General features: G+C 69.8%; 20 protein-coding genes. 11 read left to right on the forward strand and 9 right to left on the reverse strand.

The window, feature by feature from the left end:
• The first annotated feature begins 101 nt into the window (after positions 1–101).
• Positions 102–896: a DUF1194 domain-containing protein gene (locus tag M9917_RS04395; protein WP_297251197.1), complete on the forward strand. Its 795-nt coding sequence runs from the start codon at positions 102–104 to the stop codon at positions 894–896.
• A 6-nt stretch (positions 897–902) separates the two neighbouring features.
• Here the strand turns inward: M9917_RS04395 and hrpB are convergent, their stop codons facing one another.
• Positions 903–3,392 (reverse strand): ATP-dependent helicase HrpB, encoded by a 2,490-nt coding sequence (gene hrpB, locus M9917_RS04400; RefSeq protein WP_297251199.1) that lies wholly within the window; start codon positions 3,390–3,392, stop codon positions 903–905.
• A gap of 78 nt (positions 3,393–3,470) precedes the next feature.
• Between hrpB and trpA the strand changes: the two genes are divergently transcribed.
• From trpA to M9917_RS04420, 4 genes are all read left to right on the forward strand, one after another.
• Complete coding sequence (gene trpA / locus M9917_RS04405) at positions 3,471–4,316, forward strand: tryptophan synthase subunit alpha (protein ID WP_297251201.1); 846 nt, start codon at positions 3,471–3,473, stop codon at positions 4,314–4,316.
• A gap of 103 nt (positions 4,317–4,419) precedes the next feature.
• Positions 4,420–5,334: an acetyl-CoA carboxylase, carboxyltransferase subunit beta gene (accD, locus tag M9917_RS04410; protein ID WP_297251203.1), complete on the forward strand. Its 915-nt coding sequence runs from the start codon at positions 4,420–4,422 to the stop codon at positions 5,332–5,334.
• A gap of 29 nt (positions 5,335–5,363) precedes the next feature.
• Positions 5,364–6,686 carry a bifunctional folylpolyglutamate synthase/dihydrofolate synthase gene (locus M9917_RS04415; RefSeq protein WP_297251205.1) on the forward strand — a complete coding sequence of 441 codons (1,323 nt, stop codon included), beginning with the start codon at positions 5,364–5,366 and terminating at the stop codon, positions 6,684–6,686.
• A gap of 129 nt (positions 6,687–6,815) precedes the next feature.
• A complete protein-coding gene (locus M9917_RS04420) occupies positions 6,816–7,496 on the forward strand; it encodes a L,D-transpeptidase (RefSeq protein WP_297251207.1) in 681 nt (226 codons plus the stop codon).
• 34 nt (positions 7,497–7,530) lie between these two features.
• Here M9917_RS04420 and M9917_RS04425 read toward each other — a convergent pair whose 3' ends face one another.
• Complete coding sequence (locus M9917_RS04425) at positions 7,531–7,782, reverse strand: helix-turn-helix domain-containing protein (protein ID WP_297251209.1); 252 nt, start codon at positions 7,780–7,782, stop codon at positions 7,531–7,533.
• 98 nt (positions 7,783–7,880) lie between these two features.
• Between M9917_RS04425 and M9917_RS04430 the strand changes: the two genes are divergently transcribed.
• The 6 genes from M9917_RS04430 to mnhG are packed head-to-tail and all read left to right on the forward strand — an operon-like array spanning position 7,881 to position 13,866.
• Entirely contained in the window at positions 7,881–10,802 is a 2,922-nt protein-coding gene (locus tag M9917_RS04430; protein ID WP_297254702.1) for a monovalent cation/H+ antiporter subunit A, read from the forward strand.
• On the forward strand, positions 10,793–11,131 hold the full coding sequence (locus tag M9917_RS04435; RefSeq protein ID WP_297251210.1) for a Na+/H+ antiporter subunit C: 339 nt from the start codon (positions 10,793–10,795) through the stop codon (positions 11,129–11,131). Before M9917_RS04430 ends, M9917_RS04435 begins: the two co-directional genes overlap by 10 nt.
• Before the next feature lie 2 nt (positions 11,132–11,133).
• On the forward strand, positions 11,134–12,744 hold the full coding sequence (locus M9917_RS04440; protein WP_297251212.1) for a monovalent cation/H+ antiporter subunit D: 1,611 nt from the start codon (positions 11,134–11,136) through the stop codon (positions 12,742–12,744).
• Positions 12,741–13,226, forward strand: a complete 486-nt coding sequence (locus M9917_RS04445; protein ID WP_297251214.1) for a Na+/H+ antiporter subunit E — start codon at positions 12,741–12,743, stop codon at positions 13,224–13,226. Before M9917_RS04440 ends, M9917_RS04445 begins: the two co-directional genes overlap by 4 nt.
• Positions 13,223–13,504 (forward strand): K+/H+ antiporter subunit F, encoded by a 282-nt coding sequence (locus tag M9917_RS04450; RefSeq protein WP_297251216.1) that lies wholly within the window; start codon positions 13,223–13,225, stop codon positions 13,502–13,504. The genes M9917_RS04445 and M9917_RS04450 overlap by 4 nt, the downstream gene beginning before the upstream one ends.
• Positions 13,501–13,866: a monovalent cation/H(+) antiporter subunit G gene (mnhG, locus tag M9917_RS04455; RefSeq protein WP_297251218.1), complete on the forward strand. Its 366-nt coding sequence runs from the start codon at positions 13,501–13,503 to the stop codon at positions 13,864–13,866. Before M9917_RS04450 ends, mnhG begins: the two co-directional genes overlap by 4 nt.
• A gap of 7 nt (positions 13,867–13,873) precedes the next feature.
• Here mnhG and M9917_RS04460 read toward each other — a convergent pair whose 3' ends face one another.
• The 7 genes from M9917_RS04460 to cpaB all read right to left on the reverse strand — a co-directional run bounded on the left by M9917_RS04460 (position 13,874) and on the right by cpaB (position 21,653).
• A complete protein-coding gene (locus M9917_RS04460; RefSeq protein ID WP_297251220.1) occupies positions 13,874–14,851 on the reverse strand; it encodes a type II secretion system F family protein in 978 nt (325 codons plus the stop codon).
• 7 nt (positions 14,852–14,858) lie between these two features.
• A complete protein-coding gene (locus tag M9917_RS04465) occupies positions 14,859–15,833 on the reverse strand; it encodes a type II secretion system F family protein (protein WP_297251222.1) in 975 nt (324 codons plus the stop codon).
• A gap of 27 nt (positions 15,834–15,860) precedes the next feature.
• A complete protein-coding gene (locus tag M9917_RS04470; protein ID WP_297251224.1) occupies positions 15,861–17,312 on the reverse strand; it encodes a CpaF family protein in 1,452 nt (483 codons plus the stop codon).
• An 81-nt stretch (positions 17,313–17,393) separates the two neighbouring features.
• Positions 17,394–18,659: a CpaE/TadZ family protein gene (locus tag M9917_RS04475; protein WP_297251226.1), complete on the reverse strand. Its 1,266-nt coding sequence runs from the start codon at positions 18,657–18,659 to the stop codon at positions 17,394–17,396.
• The gene (locus M9917_RS04480) at positions 18,659–19,402 is read right to left on the reverse strand and encodes a CpaD family pilus assembly protein (protein WP_297251227.1); all 744 of its coding nucleotides are present in this window, start codon (positions 19,400–19,402) and stop codon (positions 18,659–18,661) included. Before M9917_RS04480 ends, M9917_RS04475 begins: the two co-directional genes overlap by 1 nt.
• Before the next feature lie 35 nt (positions 19,403–19,437).
• Entirely contained in the window at positions 19,438–20,883 is a 1,446-nt protein-coding gene (locus M9917_RS04485; protein ID WP_297251229.1) for a type II and III secretion system protein family protein, read from the reverse strand.
• Positions 20,880–21,653, reverse strand: a complete 774-nt coding sequence (gene cpaB / locus M9917_RS04490; protein ID WP_297251232.1) for a Flp pilus assembly protein CpaB — start codon at positions 21,651–21,653, stop codon at positions 20,880–20,882. Before cpaB ends, M9917_RS04485 begins: the two co-directional genes overlap by 4 nt.

Genomic DNA, 21,653 nt, shown 5'->3' on the forward strand with positions numbered 1-21,653 from the left:
AATTTGCTATCGCAACGGGCACGGCTCGCTGGATTTTCCGGCTTGGCGCGCGTCCGGCCTGAGCGCACACTCCCCGTCGCGACAAGACGACGGAGGTGGCGATGCGGCGCTGGCTATACGGTCTTCTATGTCTGGCGGCGGTGCTGTGGCACCCCGCGTTGCTCCGGGCCCAGACGGCGCCCGAGGAGGTCGACGTCGCGCTCGTGCTCGCGGTCGACGTCTCCTATTCGATGGATCTCGACGAGCTCGCCCTGCAGCGCAACGGCTATATCGAAGCCTTCCGCTCCCGCCAGCTCCACGACGCCATCGGCAAGGGCGCGATCGGCAAGATCGCCGTGACCTATTTCGAATGGGCCGGCGGCAGCTTCCAATATGTCGTGCGGCCCTGGAAGGTGATCGACGGGCCCGCCGCGGCCGTCGCCTTCGCCGAGGAGCTGGGCGAGGCGCCGACGCGGCGCGGCCGGCGTACCTCGATCTCGGCTGCGATCGACTTCGGCGTGCAGCTTCTGGAACAGTCCAACGTCGCGGCCATGCGGCGCGTCATCGACGTCTCCGGCGACGGCGCCAACAATGACGGGCGCCCGGTCACCGCCGCCCGCGACGATGCCGGCGCCAAGGGCATCGCCATCAACGGCCTGCCGGTGATGCTGAAGCAGGCCAGCTATTTCGACATCGACAATCTCGACGGCTACTACAGCGACTGCGTCATCACGGGCCCGGGCGCCTTCGTCGTCCCGATCCGCGACAAGAGCCAGTTCGTCGAGGCGACGAAGACGAAGCTGCTGCGCGAGATCGCCGAGGCGCCGGCCGATGCGACGCTGCAAAAGGCGCAAGCCCGCAGCACCGCCAACTGCCTCGCCGGCGAGCGGCAATGGCGCGACCGGATGGGGAATTGAGGGCGCTCACGTCCCTCGCGGCTTCGCCCGCGTCGTCGGCGGGGCGGCGGCGGGATCGTCGGGCCAGGGGTGGCGGGGATAGCGGCCCTTCATCTCGGCCTTCACCGCAGACCAGGAGCCGCGCCAGAAGCCGGGCAGGTCGCGTGTGACCTGAATCGGGCGATGCGCCGGGGAAAGCAGCTCCAGCACCAGCGGCACCCGCCCGCCCGCCAGCGCCGGATGCGCCGCAAGCCCGTAGAGCTCCTGCACCCTGACCGAGATCGTCGGACCGGCCTCGGCGGCATAGTCGACCGCGAGGCAGGAGCCGGTCGGGGCGGTGAAATGGGTCGGCGCCTGCGCATCGAGCCGGCGCTTCATCTCCCAGGGCAGCAGGCTCGCCAGCGCCGAATCGAGATCGGCGGCCTGAACCGCCGCGAGCGAGGCGCGGCCGACGAGATGCGGCGCGAGCCACGCTTCCGGTGCCTGCGCCAACCCTTCGTCGGAGAGATCGGGCCAGCCGGCCTCCGGCTCGGCCTTGCGCAGGAAGGCGGCGCGCTCGCGCAACTGGTTTTGTCCCTTGCTCCAGGGCAGGAGGCCGATGCCGAGCGCGGCAATTCCCTTGGCCAGCGCCTCGGCATTCTCCGGCGTATCCGCGACCGGGAGCGGCCGTTCCGACAGGGCAAGCGCGCCATAGCGCCGCACCGCCCGGACACGCAGGGCGCGGGCGGCCCGGTCGAAGCTCGCCTCCTCGCGCTCCGCGATGGCGAAGGGGGCGAGGCCACGGGCGACGAGCGCCGCGATCTCGGGCTCGCCGATCGCGGCGGCGGCCATGATGCGGGCCTGCTGGGCCGCGCCGGTCATCTCCGCGACGACGATGAAGGGCTCGCGCGCCAGACGCTGCGACGGCTCCAGCGCGGCGCCCCGGCCATTGGCGAGGAGATATTGGCCGGAGCCCGGCGCGCGCGCCTTGGCGACGCGGTCGGGATAGGCGAAGGCGAGGATCAGGCCGGGCGAAAGCTGTTCGTCCTGATGGGCGCCGCGCCCGACCATCCGCGCCCAGCCCTCGGCGAGGCGGCGCATGTCGCCGGCCCGGCCGCCGCGCTCGCGGCTGAAGCGCTCCAGCCGCTCGGCGAGGTCGACCGCATCGCCGCCGAGGCCGCGCTCGACCAGCACCGCCGCGAGATCGGCCGCCGGATCGGCCTGCCCGAAACGGCCCGCCGCCACGACCATGCGGGCAAGACGCGGCGGCAGCGGCAGGGCCTGCAAGGCGCGCCCCTCCGGGGCGATGCGGCCGTCGGCGTCGAGCGCGCCGATGCTGCTCAAGAGCAGGCGCGCTTCCTTGAGGGCGGGCACTGGGGGCGGATCGAGAAAGGCGAGGCGCGTCGGATCGGCCACGCCCCAGGCGGCGCAGTCGAGCAGCAGCGGGGAGAGGTCGGCGGAGAGGATCTCGGGCCGGGCGAAGGCTTCGAGCGCGCCGGTCGCGGCCTCCTCCCAGAGCCGGTAGCAGACGCCGGGCCCGGTGCGGCCGGCACGGCCCCGGCGCTGATCGGCGGCGGCGCGGCTGACGCGGCGGGTCTCCAGCCGGGTGACGCCGATATCGGGCTCGTAGACCGGCACGCGGGCGAGGCCGGAATCGATCACGACGCGCACGCCCTCGATGGTCAGCGAGGTCTCGGCGATGGCCGTCGCCAGCACGATCTTGCGCTTGCCGACAGGCGCCGGCAGCACGGCGCGGTCCTGCTCGCGCTGATCGAGCGCGCCGTAGAGGGGCGCGATCTCGACGCTTGCGTCGCGCAGCCTTTCGCGCAGGCGCTCCTCGACGCGGCGGATCTCGCCCTGGCCGGGCAGGAAGACGAGCTGCGAGCCCGGCTGCTCGTTCAGCGCGAGCAGGATCGTCTCGGTGACCTGATCCTCGATGCGCTTCAGCGGATCGCGGCCGCGATAGCGCGTCTCGACCGGAAAGGCGCGGCCTTCGCTTTCGATCACCGGCGCATCGCCCAGAAGCTTCGCGACGCGGGCGCCGTCGAGGGTCGCGGACATGACGAGGAGGCGTAGATCCTCGCGCAGGCCGCTTTGAGCGTCGAGCGCCAGCGCCAGGCCGAAATCGGCATCGAGCGAGCGCTCGTGGAATTCGTCGAAGAGCACGGCCGCGACGCCTTCCAGCGCCGGGTCGTCGAGGATCATCCGGACGAAGACGCCTTCGGTCACGACCTCGATGCGGGTCCTGGGGCCGATCCTCGAGCCGAGGCGAACGCGCAGGCCCACCGTCTCGCCGAGGCGCTCGCCCAGCGTCTCAGCCATCCGGTTCGCCGCGCCGCGCGCCGCAAGCCGCCGCGGCTCGAGCAGGATCAGCTTGCCGCCCTTGGTCCAGGGCTCGTCGAGCAGGGCGAGCGGCACGCGCGTCGTCTTGCCGGCGCCGGGCGGCGCGACGAGGACGGCGTTCGGCCTCGCCCGCAGCGCGGCCGCGAGGTCGCCGAGGACGGCGTCGATGGGCAGGGGTTGGGCGAAGGCGCGCATATCCGGCCGATGTGGCGCAGCCGCGTGCCCCGCGCAAGCCACTCGCCAGCCCGGCCGCATCATGCTAACCGCAGGCGCATGACAGAAACCGGCCAGACCCGTATCCAGAACCGCTTCAGGGCTTGCGCCCGCGAGGGCCGGGCGGCGCTCGTGACCTTCGTCACCGCCGGCGACCCCGATTTCGAGACGGCGAGCGAAATCCTCGCCGCGCTGCCGGGCGCCGGCGCCGATGTGATCGAGCTCGGCGTGCCCTTCACCGACCCGATGGCCGACGGCGTGCCGGTCCAGCTCGCCGGACAGCGCGCGCTCAAGGCCGGGCAGACGCTGCGCAAGACGCTCGCCATGGTCGAGAGCTTCCGCAAGGCCGGCCACGACACGCCGATCGTGCTGATGGGCTACTACAACCCGATCTGGGCCTATGGCGTCGAGGCCTTCCTCGCCGAGGCGCGCCGCGTCGGCGTCGACGGGCTGATCGTCGTCGATCTGCCGCCGGAGGAGGATGCGGAACTGTGCCTGCCGGCGCTTGCGGCCGGCGTCTCGTTCATCCGCCTCGCCACGCCGACGACCGACGACAGGCGCCTGCCCAAGGTGCTGCAGAACACCTCGGGCTTCGTCTACTACGTCTCGATGACCGGCGTGACCGGCGGCGCCATCGCCGATTACGGCGCTGTCGGCGCGGCGGTCGCCCGGATCAAGCGCCATACCGACCTGCCCGTCGCGGTCGGCTTCGGCGTCAAGACCGCGGCCGATGCGGCGGCGATCGCCAGAGGCGCGGACGGCGTCGTCGTCGGGTCGGCGCTGGTCGAGCGCGTGCGGCTCTCGCTCGATGGGCAGGGCAAGGCCACGGACAAGACGGTCGCGGCCGTCACCGCGCTGGTTGGCGAGCTCGCCCAGGGCATCCGCTCCGCCGCCCGGGCGGCCTGAGCCGGTTTCGTTCGACGGTCGCGCCGCTTGCCTGCCGGCCGGCGCGACCTATTTCAGGCATGACGGCGCGAGAGCGCCTCAAAGCCCATCAGGGATTCGTCCGATGAACTGGATTTCCGAAGTCGTCCGGCCGCGCATCAAGACGCTGTTCAAGCGCGAGAGCCCCGAGAACCTCTGGATCAAATGCCCCGATTCCGGGCAGATGGTCTTCCACAAGGATGTCGAGGCCAATGGCTACGTCATCCCCGGCTCCGGGCACCATATGCGCGTCAGCGCGCCGGAGCGGCTGAAGCTGACCTTCGACGACGGCAAATGGCTCGACGTCGCGCTGCCCGAGGTCGCGATCGACCCGCTGAAGTTCCGCGACGAGAAGCGCTATGCCGACCGGCTGAAGGACGCCCGCGCCAAGACCGGCGCGCAGGATGCCTTCAAGATCGGCTATGGCCGGGTCAAGGGCCTGCCGATGACCGTCGCGGTGCAGGATTTCCACTTCATGGGCGGCTCGCTCGGCATGGCGGCGGGCGAGGCCTTCATCAAGGGCGCCGAGACCGCGCTCGACAAGAAGACGCCCTATGTCGTCTTCGCGGCGTCGGGCGGGGCGCGCATGCAGGAGGGCATCCTCTCGCTGATGCAATTGCCGCGCACGACGGTCGCGGTGCGCCGCCTCAGGGCGGCGGGGCTGCCCTATCTCGTCGTCCTGACCAATCCGACGACCGGCGGCGTCACCGCCTCCTACGCCATGCTGGGCGACATCCAGATCGCCGAGCCCGGCGCGCTGATCGGCTTCGCCGGCCCGCGCGTGATCGAGCAGACGATCCGCGAAAAGCTGCCGGACGGCTTCCAGCGCTCGGAATATCTCAAGGACCACGGCATGGTCGACATGGTGGTGCATCGCCACGACCTGCCGGAGACGCTGGCCCGGCTCGGCCGCCTGCTGACCAGACAGCCCGCCGCCGCGGGGACCGCGCCCGCGAAACCGGCGCCCGTGCCGCCGCAGCCGGCCGCCGAGGCGGTCTGAGTCCATTTGCGGCTGGGGGCCGTCACGCCATGGGGTCTTCCGACGCCTTGCTCGCGCGCTTCATGGCGCTGCATCCCAAGCTGATCGACCTGTCGCTCGGCCGCATCCTCACTTTGCTCGAACGCCTCGGCGATCCGCAGAAGCGCCTGCCGCCGGTGATCCATGTCGCCGGCACCAACGGCAAGGGTTCGACCATCGCCTTCATGCGGGCGATCCTCGAGGCGGCGGGACTTCGCGTCCATGTCTACACCTCGCCGCATCTGGTGCGCTTCCACGAGCGCATCCGGCTGGGCGCGGCCGGCGGCGGGCGCTTCGTCTGCGAGGACGGGCTCACCGAAGCGCTGGAGCGCTGCGAGGCCGCCAATGCCGGCGATCCGATGACCTTCTTCGAGATGACGACGGCGGCGGGCTTCCTGCTCTTCGCCGAGAACCCGGCCGACGTGCTCCTGCTCGAGGTCGGGCTCGGCGGGCGCTTCGACGCGACCAACGTCATCGCGCATCCGGCCTGCGCGGTGGTGACGCCGGTCTCGCTCGACCATTCCGAATATCTCGGCGACAGCGTCACCAAGATCGCCGGCGAGAAGGCCGGTATCTTCAAGCGCGGCGCGCCGGCCGTGATCGCGCCGCAGGAGCCGGAGCCGACCGCCGTGCTGGAGGCAGCGGCCGAGCGCGCCGGCGCCTCCAGGATCCTGATCGGGGCACAGGATTTCAACGTCCACGAGGCGGGCGGGCGGCTGGTCTACGAGGATCAGGACGGGCTGCTCGATCTGCCGTTGCCGCGCCTGACCGGCCGCCACCAGCACGTCAATGCCGGCACGGCCATCGCCGCCTTGCGCGCCGCCGGCTACGGCGCCCTGCGGCCCCAGGCCTTCGAGGAGGGGATGCGCAGCGCCGACTGGCCGGCGCGGCTGCAAAGGCTCGCGCGCGGCGCGCTCGCGGAGATCGTGCCGGAGCGGGCGGAGCTGTGGCTCGACGGCGGCCACAACCCCGATGGCGGGCGCTCGCTCGCGCAGGCCATGGCCGATCTCGCCGACCGCAACCCGGCACCGCTCGTCATGATCGCGGGGCTGCTCTCGACCAAGGACGCCACCGCGACGCTGCGGCCCTTCAAGGGGCTGGCGCAGAGGCTCTACGCCGTGCCGATCCTGAACTCACTCGCCGCGCGCCCGGCCGAGGAGGTCGCCGAGGCCGCGCGCGGCGCCGGGCTTGCCGCGGAGGTCGCGAGCTCGGTCGAGCAGGCGATCAGGACGATCGCGGCGCAGGGCTGGCCGGCGCCGCCGCGCATCCTGATCTGCGGCTCGCTCTACCTCGCCGGCGAGGTGCTCTCGGCCAACGGCACGCCGCCGACATAGAGCAAGTCCGCTTCGCTGCCGATGATCTCAATCGGCGGAAACCACGTTCCCCCTTCCGGCTTTACAAAACGGCAGGGGGCGCGCTTTCCTTGAGTCAGGGTATCGGCGTTCTTCGGAGTTTTGAGTGTGATGCGTCGCGTTCTCGGCATCCTGGCCGTGTTGATCCTGTCGGCCATCGCCGGCACGGCGCGCGCCGGCGTCGACGTCAAGGTCGACATCGTCGCCCAGCGCATGAGCGTGACCACCAGCGACGGCGAGGTCTACGACTGGAAGATCTCGTCCGGCCGCAAGGGCTTTCGCTCGCCCAACGGCGTCTACCGGCCGACGCGCCTCGAGAAGAGCTGGTATTCGCGCAAATACGGCGGGGCGATGCCCCATGCGGTGTTCTTCCGCGGCGGCTATGCGATCCACGGCACCACCGCGGTCGGCGCGCTCGGCCGCCCCGCCTCGCATGGCTGCATCCGCCTGCACCCCGCCAACGCCGCCAAGCTCTTCGCGCTGGTGAAGAAGCACGGCGCCGGCCAGACCCGGATCGCGCTGAACGGCGCGGCTCCCGACGATCTCTCGCGCTTCGCCAAGGCGCCCGCTCCATCGAAGGCGAAGATCGCGAAAGCCGCGGCATCGAAGCAGACGATCGCCAAGCACAAGATCGCCAAGACGAAGCATCACAAGCCTGCAACGCAGATCGCCCGGCCGCATCGCGGCGGCGGCTGGGAAGCGGCGCGCGGCCAGATCCTGCTGCGCCCCAGCCTGCCGGCCGGCGCCTATGGCTACCAGCCCTATTATCCGAGCGGCTACGGCTGGCGCTGAGGCGCGATGCGAGCGGGGCCGATCCCGCCCGGCGTCAGCTCTCCGCCTCGCGCATCCTCAGGCACACGCCCATCCCCTGCGCGCCCCTGTCGGCGGAGACGAGCTCCACGCCGCCGCGCAAGAGAGCGTTGAGCAGGAGTTCCTCGGAGCTGCGGTTCAGGGCGTGGCGATGGCGCTCGAAATCCTTGATCGTGCTGCGCGACAGGCCCGAGGCGGCTGCAAGCTGGTTCTGCGTCCAGTCGAGAAGGCCCCGCGCCGCGCGGCACTGCTCGGGAAAGAGCGGCATGGATCGGGCTCCCCTGGTCCGATTGCAGATTGCGGAGTCAACCATAATGGGTGACATTCGGCAACGTCATCCATTTCTGCTTCGAGGTCGCCCGTCCCATGCAAGGCAGCACGCCCCTGATCTGGCTCGTCGTGCTGCCGTTCGTGACGAGCCTCGCCGCCGCGGCGCTGCGCTCCAATGCCCGCAACGCGGAAGCCTGGCTCGCCGGGCTGATGACGCTTGGCCTGCTGATCCTGACGATCCTGCTCTATCCCGCGGTCGCCAACGGGGCGGTGCTGCGCCTCGATATCCCCTGGGTTGCCGGGCTCGGCCTCGTGCTGGCGCTGAGGCTCGACGGCTTCGCCTGGATGTTTGCGATGCTGATCACGGGGATCGGCTTCCTCGTCGTGGTCTACACCCGCTACTACATGTCGCCCGACGATCCGATCCCGCGCTTCTACGCCTTCTTCCTCGCCTTCATGGGCTCGATGCTCGGGATCGTCCTCTCCGGCAACCTGATCCAGCTCGTCGTCTTCTGGGAACTGACGAGCATCTTCTCCTTCCTCCTGATCGGCTACTGGTTCCACAACGCCGCCGCCCGCGACGGGGCGCGCATGGCCTTGACCATGACCGGCCTCGGGGGGCTCGCGCTGCTCGCGGGCGCGCTTGCGATCGGGCATGTCGTGGGAAGCTACGACCTCGACACGGTGCTGGCGTCGGGGAACAGGATCCGGGATCACGGGCTCTACCGTGTGATCCTGGTGCTCGTCCTGCTCGGCGCCTTCACCAAGAGCGCGCAGTTCCCGTTCCATTTCTGGCTGCCGAACGCGATGGCCGCGCCCACGCCGGTTTCGGCCTTCCTGCACTCGGCGACCATGGTGAAGGCCGGCGTCTTCCTGATGGCACGGCTTTGGCCGGTGCTGGCCGGCACCTATGAATGGTTCTGGATCGTCGGCTTCGCGGGGATGGCGACGCTCCTGCTCGGCGCCTGCTTCGCGATCTTCCAGCAGGACATCAAGGGCCTGCTCGCCTATTCGACGATCAGCCATCTCGGGCTGATCACGCTGCTGCTCAGCCTCGGCAGCCCGCTCGGCGCGGTCGCCGCGATCTTCCACATGATGAACCACGCGACCTTCAAGGCGTCGCTGTTCATGGCGGCCGGCATCATCGACCACGAGGCCGGGACACGCGACATGCGCCGCATCGGCGGGCTGTTCTCGCTGATGCCGATCACCGGGACGCTCGCCATGGTGGCGAGCGCGGCGATGGCCGGCGTGCCGCTGCTCAACGGCTTCCTCTCCAAGGAGATGTTCTTCGCCGAGACGATCGAGCAGCATGCCGATTCGATCCTCGACACCGCCGCCCCTTACGTCGCGGTGCTGGCCAGCGCCTTCGCGGTGACCTATTCGATCCGCTTCATCCACGGCGTCTTCTTCGGGCCAAGGCCGGCGGACATGCCGCACGAGCCGCACGAGCCGCCCTTCTTCATGCGGCTGCCGGTGCTGCTCCTGGTGATCGCCTGCCTTCTGGTCGGCACCATTCCAGGCCTCACCATCGGCCCCTATCTGCACAGCGCCGTGGTCTCGGTCCTCGGCGAGGCAACGCCGCGCTACAGCCTCGCGATCTGGCACGGCTTCACCGTGCCGCTGATGATGAGCCTCGTCGCGCTCGCCGCCGGCACGCTGCTCTACCTGAACCTGCGCAGCTATCTCGCGACCAGCGAGGAAGGCCCGCCCTATATCCGGCAGCTCAAGGGCCAGCGCATCTTCGAGCGCGTGATGGTCTCCGTGGCCTGGCGCTGGGCGCGGCAGCTGGAGAGCTGGCTCGGCACGCGCCGCCTGCAGCCGCAGCTCTGGCTCCTGGTCGCGGTCGCGTTCGCCGCGGCGGTCGCGGCCACCGTCGGCCGGCCGTTTCGCCCGGCGGCGCTGACGATGAGCGGCGCCGATCCGGTCTTCGTCGGATTATGGGCGGTCGGCATCGCCTGCGCCGTGGGCGCCGCCTATCAGGCCAAGTTCCACCGCCTCGTCGCCGTCATCCTGATGAGCGGCGCGGGGCTCGTCACCTGCATCACCTTCGTCTGGCTCTCGGCGCCGGACCTCGCGCTCACCCAGCTCGTCGTCGAGGTCGTCACCACGGTCCTGATCCTGCTCGGCCTGCGCTGGCTGCCGAAGCGGATCGAGGGGGGAAGCGACACCTCGACCGCCGCCGCCGCCCGCCGCTATCGCGACCTCGTGCTGGCGCTCGCCTGCGGCGCGGGCATGACGGCGATCGCCTATCTGGTGATGACGAGCCCGCCGCCGCCGACCATCGCCGACTACTTCCTCGAAAACGCCTATACCGGCGGCGGCGGGCGCAACGTCGTCAACGTCATCCTCGTCGACTTCCGCGGCTTCGACACCTTCGGCGAGATCACCGTGCTCGGCATCGTGGCGCTGACCGTGTTCGCGCTGCTGCGCCGGTTCCGCCCGGCGCCGGACACGATCGAATCCCCGGCGCAGCAGCGCCAGCAGGCCGCGGTCGACGACCCCGAGGCGCGGCCGGGCGCGGGCAGCATCGCCAGCGACTATCTCCTGGTGCCTTCGGTGATCATGCGCTGGCTGTTCCCGGTGATCGCGGTGTTCGCGGCCTATCTGTTCCTGCGCGGGCACGACGTGCCGGGCGGCGGCTTCGTCGCCGGCATCGCCATGGCCTCGGCCTTCATCCTGCAATACATGGCGGCCGGCACGCGCTGGGTCGAGGAGAGGCTGCGCATCCTGCCCGTCCGCTGGATGGGCTTCGGCCTCCTCACCGCCGCCGCCACGGGGATGGGCTCCTGGCTGTTCGGCTATCCCTTCCTCACCTCGCATGCCCGCTATCTCGACCTGGCCCTGATCGGGAAGGTGCCGGCCGCGACCGCGCTCGTCTTCGACCTCGGCGTCTTCTCGCTGGTGATGGGCGCGACCGTGCTGATGCTGATCGCGCTCGCGCACCAGTCGATCCGCAAGCTGCGCGCTGCGAAGATTCCGGCTCCGGCCGAAGCGGAGACCTCCCGATGGAACTGACGCTCGCCATCGGGATCGGGGTGCTCGTCGGCTCCGGCGTCTGGCTTCTGCTGCGCCCGCGCACCTATCAGGTCATCATCGGGCTCTCGCTGATCGCCTATGGCGTCAACCTGTTCATCTTCTCGATGGGCCGGCTGCGGATGAACGCGGCCCCGGTCCTGCCTTCGGGCGCGCCGGTCGATCCCGCGGCTTACGTCGATCCGATCCCGCAGGCGCTGGTGCTGACGGCGATCGTCATCGGCTTCGCCACGACGGCGCTCTTCCTCGTCGTGCTCCTGGTCTCGCGCGGGCAGACGGGAAGCGACCATGTCGACGGCCGGGAGCCGTGAGCATGCGCTTCGCCGATCATCTGACCATCGCGCCGATCGTGCTGCCGCTCGTCGCCGGCGCGCTTCTGCTCCTGTTCGAGGAGCGCAGGCACACGCTGAAGGCGCTGATCAACATCGCCGCGACGCTACTGCTCGTCATCCTCTGCCAGGGGCTGCTGCGCAAGGCCGATGGCGGGGCACAAGCCAGCATCTATCTGCTCGGCAACTGGCCGGCCCCGTTCGGCATCGTCCTGGTGCTGGACCGGCTCTCGGCCCTGATGCTAGCGATGACGAGCCTGCTCGCGCTCGCCGCGCTCGTCTTCGCGCTCGCCCGCTGGCACAAGGCCGGATCGCATTTCCACACGCTGTTCCAGTTCCTGCTGATGGGGCTGAACGGCGCCTTCCTGACCGGCGACCTTTTCAACCTCTTCGTCTTCTTCGAGGTCTTCCTCGCCGCCTCCTACGGGCTGATGCTGCACGGCTCGGGCTCCGGGCGGACGCGCGCGGGGCTGCATTACATCGCGGTCAACCTCGCCGCCTCGTTCCTGTTCCTGATCGGCGTCAGCCTGATCTACGGTGTCACCGGCACGCTCAACATGGCCGACCTCGCCGTCCGGATCGTGGGCGTGCCGGCCGAGAGCCGGGCGCTGCTGGAGGCCGGCATCGCGATCCTCGGCATCGCCTTCCTGGTCAAGGCAGGGATGTGGCCGCTCTGCTTCTGGCTTCCGGGCGCCTATGCGGCCGCCGTCGCGCCCGTCGCCGCGATCTTCGCCGTGCTGAGCAAGGTCGGCGTCTATGCCGTGCTGCGGCTTTCGCCGCTGATCCTGGGCACGGGCGGGGGCGCCTCGGCGGGGCTCGCCGACAACTGGCTCTTCATCGGCGGGGCGGCGACGATCGCCTTCGGCATGATCGGCGTGCTCGCCTCGCAGGTCATGGCGCGGCTCACCGGCTTCAGCGTGCTGGTCTCGAGCGGGACGCTGCTCGCCGCCGCCGGCATGGCCGACGCTTCGGTCACCGCCGGCGCGCTGTTCTACATGGTCAGCTCGACGCTGACGATCGGCGCGCTCTTCCTGCTCGTGGAGCTGGTCGAGCGCGCGCAGGACCCGGCGGCGGGCGTGCTCGCCGTCACCATGGAAGCCTATGGCGACGACGACGAGGAGGAGATCGAGGACGAGGTCGGCGTCGCCATTCCAGGCACGCTCGCGGCGCTCGGCCTGTGCTTCGGGCTGTCGGGCATCCTGCTCGCGGGGCTGCCGCCGCTGTCGGGCTTCCTCGGCAAATTCGCCCTGCTGTCGGCCGCGCTCGGCACCGGCGGCCGGGAGGGCGTCCCGGTGACGGCCTGGATCTTCCTTGCGCTCGTGCTCACCTCCGGCCTCTTCGCGATGATCGCCATGATGCGCGCCGGCATCCGCATCTTCTGGGCGCCGGTGGGCGGCACCGTGCCCAAGGTGCTGGTGGTGGAGTTCGTGCCGGTCGCGTTCCTGATCATGCTGTGCGCGGCGATGACGGTGCAGGCCGGCCCGCTGATGCGCTATGCGGATGACGCGGCCCGCTCGCTCCACGCGCCCGCCGGCTATATCGGGGATGTGCTGTCGGCCGCGCGGGTCGCGCCCCCGGAGGGAGGCAAGCCATGAACCGGGTGCTGCCCTATCCCCTGCTCGCCTTGTCGCTCCTGGCGATGTGGCTCCTGCTCAACGGCGCCTCGGCCGGCCACATCGTCCTCGGCGCGGCGATCGCGCTCGCAGCCGCGCGGATGATGTCGGCGCTGGAACCCGCCAAGCCGCGCATCCGGCGATGGAGCCGGATCCCGCTGCTCTTCGCTCTCGTCATGGTCGACATCGTCCATTCCAACCTCGCCGTAACCGGGATCATCCTCGGCCTGCGCAAGCGCAAGGGCTCCGCCGGCTTCGTCGCCATTCCGCTCGCCATCCGCGACCGGACCGCGCTCGCCACCCTCGCCTGCGTGATCACCGCCACCCCCGGCACCGCCTGGGTCGAATACCGCTCCACGCGCGACGTGCTGCTCATCCATGTCCTCGACATGGTCGAGCAGCAGGACTGGATCGACCTCGTCAAGGGCCGCTACGAGCCGCTGCTGCAGGAGATCTTCGAATGAGCGCCGCGATCCTCGCCTGGTCGCTCGGTGCGGCCCAGCTGATGCTGGTCGCGGCGATGGGCTGCTGCGCCTTCAGGCTCGTCCGCGGGCCGCGCGCGCAGGACCGCGTGCTCAGCCTCGACGCGCTCTATGTCTGCGCCATGCTGCTGATCCTGACCTTCGGCATCCGCAGCGGCAGCACGCTCTATTTCGAGGCGGCGCTGGTGATCGCGCTCATCGGCTTCATCTCGACGGCGGCGCTGGCGAAATTCCTGATGCGCGGCGAGGTGATCGAATGAGCCACGCAGCCGACCTGCCGCTGTGGGCGGCGCTGACAATCTCGTTCTTCCTGGTGCTGGGCGCCGGGCTGACGCTGATCGGGACGATCGGGCTCGTCCGGCTCGGGACGTTCTACGAGCGCGTCCATGCCCCCACGCTCGGCACCACCTGGGGCGCGGGCGGGATCCTGATCGCGTCGATGCTCCTGTTCTCGCTCGCCGAGGCGCGCCCGATGCTGCACGAATTGCTGATCACCGCCTTCGTGACGGTGACGACGCCGGTCACCCTGATGCTGCTCGCCAGGGCCGCGCTCTATCGCGACCGCACCGAGAAGAACGAGGCCGTCCCGCCTTTCGTGCCGGTCATCGACGAGCCGTCCTGAAAGGTCGTCACTGCCATTTGAAGACCTGCACCAGGGCCGGCGTCATGATGATGACGAACAGCACCGGCAGGAAGAACAGGATCATCGGCACGGTGAGCTTGGGCGGCAGCGCGGCCGCCTTCTTCTCGGCCGCCGACATGCGCTGGTCGCGGCTTTCCTGGGCGAGCGTGCGCAAGGCCGTGCCCAGCGGCGTGCCGTAGCGCTCGGCCTGGATCAGCGCCGTCGAGACCGATTTCACGCTTTCCAGGCCGGTGCGCAGCGTCAGGTTCTCATAGGCGATGCGGCGGTCGGTCAGATAGGAGAGCTCGGCGGTGCACAGCGCGAATTCCTCCGCCAGCGGAACCGACTGGTTGCCGATCTCGCCCGCGACCTTGCGGAAGGCGTGCTCGATCGACATGCCGGATTCGACGCAGATCAGCAGAAGGTCGAGCGCATCGGGAAAGGCGAGCCGCATCGAGGCCTGCCGCTTGCCGGCCTGGTTCGACAGGAAGATCTCCGGCGCCTTGATCCCGAGATAGGCGGCGGCGATGGTGATGCCGACCTTGATCGCGAAGGGCTGGCCGAAATCGTTGACGAGGAAGATGTAGAACAGCGCGAACAGGAACAGCCCGACCGGCATGGCGAGGCGGAAGAACAGGAAGCCGATCTCGGCCTGGGGGCCGCGATAGCCGGCCATGGCGAGCTGCCGCTTGGCGTTCTCGGTGCCGAGCCAGTCGCCCAGTTTGAACTGCTCGACCACGCGCCGCATATAGGCCTTCGGCTCCTGGCGCAGCGAGACCTTCTCGTTTTGCCGGTTGAGCCTGTCGCGCTCGCGGGCGCGGATCTTCTCGCGCTCGGTCGCGACGTTCTTCATGCGTTTCTGGAGGCTCGAGCCCTCGGTCAGCGGAATCGCGACCGTCAGCACGGTGGCCGCCGCCGCGATCGCGGCGAGCAGCGCCAGCAGGAACTGCGGATCGGTGACGCTGTTGACGATCTGATTAATCATCGCCGCCTCAGATGTCGAAGTTGATCATCTTGCGCATCACCAGGACGCCGATCAGCATCCACAGGCCGCTCGCGATGAGCGCGAACTTGCCGGCCTGGCTGAGCCAGAGGATCTCGATGTATTTCGGGGTGGTGAGCCAGATCAGCACGGCCACGATCGGCGGCAGGGAGCCGATGATCGCCGCCGAGGCCTTGGCCTCCATCGAAACGGCCGCGATCTTGTCGCGCATCTTGCGCCGCTCGCGCAGCACGCGCGACAGGTTGCCCAGCGTCTCGGAAAGGTTGCCGCCGGTCTTCTGCTGGATGGCGATGACGATGCCGAAGAAATTGGCCTCGGCGCAGGGCATCCGGTCGAAGAGCTTGGTGGCGGCCTCCGCCAGCGGCAGGCCCAGCGCCTGCGCCTCGATCATCAGCCTGAACTCGGTCTTCACCGGCTCAACCGCCTCGTTGGCGACGATGCGCAGGCAGTCGTTGACGGGCAGGCCCGCCTTGATGCCGCGCACGACCACGTCGAGCGCGTTGGGGAACTCCATGCCGAACTTCTTCAGCCGCCGGACCCGGCAGCGCTTCAGGAACCAGGCCGGCATGCCGAAGCCGCCGATGAACAGGCCGGCGAGGCCGAGGATCCAGCCCCCGCTCGCCAGCCACAGCGTCAGCCCGAGGCCGACCGCGAGCGCGGCGCTGATCCCGTAATATTTCCTGGGGGTCCAGCTCAGCCCGGCCTGGGCGATGCGCTGCTCCAGCGAGAGCTTGTGGCGGGCATTCTCGCGGTTCTCGATCTCCTTGAGGCTCTGCGCGACCTGGCCGCGCTTGTTGCGGGCCTGGGCCTCGCGGTCGATGCCGCGTACCGTGCTCGGGCCGGCGAATTCCTTGCGCCGCTTCTCGGCGCGCTTCTCGCCGCTGAGCGTCGGATAGAGCAGCGCATAGGCCGCGCCGCCGACGGCGAGCATGGCGAGCAGGGCGACCGCGAGCGTGCTGTTCATGTCCGGCCCCCCGTCGAGCCCTTCCGCTCAGAGCGCATGGCCGGCACCGGCCTCCTCGAGCTGGTCGAGGGCGGCGGCGAGGCGCTGCTCCTCGCTGAAATAGCGCGCGCGCTCCCAGAAGCGCGGGCGGCCGACGCCGGTGGCGCGGTGGCGGCCGACGAGCTTGCCGGCGGCGTCCTCGCCCTGGACCTCGTAGATCATCAGGTCCTGGGTGGTGATCACCTCGCCTTCCATGCCCATCACCTCGGTGATGTGGGTGATGCGGCGCGAGCCGTCGCGCAGGCGCTGGGCCTGGATGATGACGTCGACCGAGGAGCAGATCATCTCGCGCAGCGTCTTCGACGGCAGCGAGAAGCCGCCCATGGTGATCATCGATTCGATACGGCTCAGGCATTCGCGCGGCGAGTTGGCGTGCAGCGTGCCCATCGAGCCGTCATGGCCGGTGTTCATCGCCTGGAGCAGGTCGAACGCCTCCGGTCCGCGCACCTCGCCGACGATGATCCGCTCGGGGCGCATGCGCAGGCAGTTCTTGACGAGGTCGCGCATCGTCACCGCGCCGGTGCCCTCGAGGTTCGGCGGGCGGGTTTCGAGGCGCACCACATGCGGCTGCTGGAGCTGAAGCTCGGCGGCGTCCTCGCAGGTGATGACGCGCTCGTCGTGGTCGATGTAGTTGGTCAGGCAGTTGAGCAGCGTCGTCTTGCCGGAGCCCGTGCCGCCGGAGATGACGATGTTGCAGCGCACGCGCCCGATGATCTTCAGGATCTCGGCGCCCGGCGGCGAGATCGCGCCGAAGCGGACGAGCTGGTCGAGCGTCAGCTTGTCCTTCTTGAACTTGCGGATGGTCAGGGCCGGGCCGTCGATCGCCAGCGGCGGGGCGATGACGTTGACGCGCGAGCCGTCGGCAAGGCGCGCGTCGCAGATCGGCGAGGATTCGTCGACGCGCCGGCCGACCTGACTGACGATGCGCTGGCAGATGTTCATCAGCTGCGCGTTGTCGCGGAAGCGGATGTTGGTGAGCTGGATCTTGCCGGCGGTTTCGATGAAGGTCCGCCCGGCGCCGTTGACCATGATGTCGGCGATGTCGTCGCGCGCCAGCAGCGGTTCGAGCGGGCCGTAGCCGAGCACGTCGTTGCAGATGTCGTCGAGCAGCTCCTCCTGCTCGGCGATCGAGAGCACGACGTTCTTCAGCGAGATGATCTCGTTGATGATGTCGCGGATTTCCTCCCGCGCCGATTCGGAGTCGAGCTTCGCGAGCTGCGACAGATCGATGGCCTCGATCAGCGCCCCGAAGATCGTGCTCTTCATCTGGTAGTAGTCTTCGGAGCGCGCAGCCGTCTCGACGACCGGCGGCGCGACCCTGCGCTCCTCCACGGGGGCGGGACCGGGCTCGGGCCGGCGCGGCGCGGCCGCCGCGGCCGCTTGTGCCCTGGCGTTCAGATTGGGCGCGTGGGCTGCGCCTGCGGATCGCTTGCCGAACATCTCGTCACTCTCCCGCCCGGGCCGGGCCGGCATCGGGCTTGGCGCCCGGGCGACTTGTCGTCATCGTCGCTCCTTCGCCCGTCACGACGCCTTGCGGCGCTTCAGCTTCGCGACGAGCGGCTCCAACAGACTGCGCCGGTTGCGCTTGGCTTCGCCGCGCCCGGTCAGCATCGAGGCGATCTGGATGAAGGCCTCGGTCGCCTTGGCTCCGGCCTGCACCTCGGCGATCATCTGGCCGTTGTTGGCGGCCGTGCCGAAGAGCTGCGCGTCGAAGGGAATCGTGCTGAGCACCTCGACGCCGAGCGCCTTGGAGAATTCCGCGGCGTTGATCTCGGGCCGCTTCGGGACGCCGACCCGGTTGAGGACGAGCCGGGCGAGCGCGTCGTTGGGCCGCGTGGCGCGCGAGAGATCGATCAGGTTCTTGGCGTTGCGCAGCGAGGCGAGCTCGGGCTCGGCCACGACGACGATCTCGTCGGCGCCGAGCAGCGTGCGCTTCACCCAGGCGCTCCACTGGTGCGGCACATCGAGGACGATGCAGGGCACGCTGGCGCGCAGGAGCTCGAGGAGCTGCTCGAGCGCCTCCTCCTCGAGGTCGATCGTCCGGTCGAGCACCGCCGGCGCGGCGAGCAGCGCGAGATTGTCGCTGCAGCGCGAGAGCAGCCTGTCGAGCAGGTTGGAGTCGAGACGCTCGGGCGCGAAGACCGCCTCGGCGATGCCCTGCGGCGGATCCTGGTTGAAGTTGAGGCCGGCCGTGCCGAAGGCGATATCGAGGTCGACGATCACGGTCGAGGCGTCGAGATTGCGCGCGATCGCCCAGGAGAGGTTGTGGGCGACCGTCGAGGCGCCGACGCCGCCCTTGGCCCCCATCACCGCGATGACGCGGCCGAGATTCCTGGCTTCGGGCGCGACGTAGAGCTCCGAGAGCGTGCGCAGCACGTCGAGCGGCTCGAGCGGGGCGATGAGATATTCGCTGACGCCGCGGCGCATCAGGTCGCGATAGAGCTGGACGTCGTTGACATGGCCGATCACGACGACCTTGGTGCCGGCGTCGCAGCTTTCGGACAGGGCTTCGAGATGGGCGACCAGCGTCGCGGGATCGGCCACCGCCTCGAGCACGATGATGTTGGGCGTGGGCGCCGAGCGGAAGGCTTCGACGGCGGCGGCGGGGCCGCCCATCTGGATGCGGGCATGGGCCTTGTCCATGCGCCGGTCGGCGACCGCCGCCTGCATGGTCGCGGCGACCGCCGGCGTCTCGCAGAACGCCTGCAGCGTGACGCGCGGCAGGGGGGCGATGATCTCGTCGCCGGCCGGCTCGCCCGTCGCGGTCTCGTGGCTGTCGGGATGCATCAGCGGCCTCCGACCGTGGAGTTGATCTGCGGCGTCTGCTGCCGGTACTCGGTCGACGGATCCTTGCCTTCGCGGATCTTGGCGATGGCGTTCATGCGCTTGACGATGTCGGAGCGGCCCTCGTCGCGGGAGCGCACGAGGTCGATCGGGTCGGCGATCTGGGCCGCGAGCGTCGCCTGCGAGGCGCAGCCGAAGTTCCAGTAGGGCGCGTTCGAGGACGAGAACCGGAAGTTGGAGGAGCCCAGATCCGTCGGCCATTGTCCGCAATCATGCGGCACGCTCGCCTGGAGCGAGGCGAAGGTCAGCCGGATCGGCGAGGCGAGCCCCGGATCCTGGACCGGGTAGCTGCGGACGCTGAGGACGGCGGGCGAGACGCCGCCGCGCGTCAGTGCCGTCCGGATGCCGTTCAGCGTGTCCTGGGTCGCGTAGTCGCGCCGGGCGCCGGTCGGGACCTCGGCCACGAGGCCGCCCTTGCCGGAGCGGCGGAATTCGCGGGCGAAGCTCGCCACGTCCTCGGCCTGGCGGGGATCGAGCGCGCCGCCGGCGCGGCCGACGAAGACGTCGAGCGAGCGGGGCGCGTCGCGCAGCACGATCGGATGGCGCTCGCGCACATCGTCCGCCCCGAAGGCGAGGGTGTCGCCGCCGGTCGAGCGATTGGCGCAGCCGCCGAGCAGGGCGCCGAGCGCCAGCACGGCGGCGGTCAGGCGTGGTGCCAGCGTAACGTTGCGGGAGGAAACCGTCATGATCGGGCCATCCATCAGGGTTGTCGCTGGGCTCATCAGTCGGCGATGAAGCCGATGCGGCCTTTATAGGCCTGGGGCACCGGGCCGCCGCCGCTGCCGTAGATCTTGTTCAGCCGCCCGAGCAGGATCGCCTGGGAATCATGCGCCTCGACGAAGCCGTCGTCGGGCCGCTGGATCTGGTTGGGCTGCATCGGCTTGGCGATGTAGGGCGTCGCCATGATGACGAGCTCGGTCTCCTCGCGCTGGTAGTCACGCGAGCGGAACAGCGTGCCGATGATCGGCAGGTTCATCAGCCCGGGCAGGCCGTTGATCGACTGCTTCGAGACGCGCTGGATCAGGCCGGCGGTCGCCAGCGTGCCGCCCGAGGGCAGCTCGACCGTGGTGTCGGACTTGCGCACGCGGAAGGCGGGCATGTTGAGCGCCTCCTCGTTGGCGCCGTTGAGGCGCAGCTGGTTCTCGAAGTCGAGCTCGGTGACCTCGGTGGCGATGCGCATGCTGATCTTGTTGTCGGACAGGACGATCGGGGTGAAGTTCAGCGCGACGCCGACCGGCTTGTACTCGATCTGGATCTGGCAGGTCCGGCGGTTGAAGACGTCGTAGGAGCAGCTCTGCCCCTTCGGGGTCGGGACCTCGCCGCCGGCGGTGAACTTGGCGCTTTCGCCGGAGATCGCGGTGACCGTGGGCTCCGCCAGGACGCGCGCCATGCCGGCGCGCTCCAGCGCCCGCAGGGTGAAGTTCTGGGCGTTGCCGATGCCGGCGCCGATCGCCGTCGCCGACAATTGCTGCGGCTGCAGCGGGAAGGGATTGTCGATCGAGGGCGCCAGCGAGAACTTGCCGAGGCGCCACTCGCCGCTCGAGTTGATGCCGAGCTGCTTGATTGCCTTGCGCGAGATCTCGGAGACCGTGACCTTCACCATCACCTGGTCGCGGTCGCGGATCGTCAGCGAGTTGATCACCGCCCCGCTCCGCCAGGAGGAGGCGCCGCCGACGAAGGCCTTGGCGATGTCGACCGCCTGGGTCGCGTCCGAGGCGTTGGGCACGGTCCCGACGAGCAGGATCGAATCGCCCGCGGGCTTGATCTCGATCTGCGAGTTCGGCAGCGCCGTGCGCAGCGTCTGGCGCAGCACGTTGAGGTCGCGCCCGACATTGATGTCGAGCGCGGTGATCTGCCGGCCGTCGCCGTCCATCACGAACATCGAGGTCGAGCCGTCGGCGATGCCGATCACGAAGAGCTTGCGGGCGGTGCGGACCACCGCGTTGGCGACCTTCGGGTTGGCGACGAAGACCTCCTTGGCGTCGCGCGGCAGCTCGACGATCAGGGAGCGGCCGATCGAGAGGTCGAGCTTGCGGGAGATCGCATGCTCGCTCGCGCCGACATTGAGGACCGGGGCAGGTCCGCTGCCGGGGGACTGGGCGGCGGCGGCACCGGCCGCCAGCAGGAGCGCGAGAGCCGTCGCGAGGGAAAGAGAGGTTCTGATCATGGCTTCACGCTCTTGGAGGTGACACCGAAGCGCACGAGGGTCATGGAACTGTCGACCTGGGCGGGCGGCGTGGTTTCGCCGGCATCCTTGAGACTGCGCAGCGCCAGCGAGAGCGTGCCCATCTTCTGGGCCTGGACCAGGATCTCGACCTGGCCCGGATCGATCTCGAGCGTGGCGGTCTCGCCGACCACGACCTTCTCGCCGTTGCGCTCCTGAACGTTCTGGCCGATCGCCAGGACGCGGATGTTGTGCAGGATGGTTTCGCTGGCGAAGGCCTCGCCGTTCCTCCCCGATTCGTCGCGCCAGGTCGAAACCACGTCGACGCGGTCATTGGGCAGGATGAAGCCGCCGGCGGTGCTGGCGCCGCGGCTGTCGGTCGAGATCGCGACGGCGCGCTTGCCCGAGGGCAGCACGGCGGAGAGGAAGCCGGTTCCGTCGGTCCTGATTAGCCGCTCGCGGCGGATCGGCTCGGCCCCGAGGATGGCGAAGCGGGCCACCTGTCCGACGATCTCGGTCTCCGCCTCCGGAGCCTCGTCCTTGCGGATGATGCCGTCCGGGACGCTGGCCAGCGGCCAGTCGAGCCAGCGCAGATCGTTGGCCGAGACCGTGTTGCCGACGGGAATGTCGCTGGCCGCGACCAGGACCGGCACGGTCGGGGCCGCCTCGACCGTGGCGGGCGCAGGCGCCGGGGACGGCCGCGCGACGAGCAGGGCCGCTCCCAGCCCTGCCACCAGCGCGACGACGAGAATGATGATGCGTGCGGGACTCAT

The organism is Bosea sp. (in: a-proteobacteria), assembly GCF_023953965.1.
GTDB lineage: Bacteria > Pseudomonadota > Alphaproteobacteria > Rhizobiales > Beijerinckiaceae > Allobosea.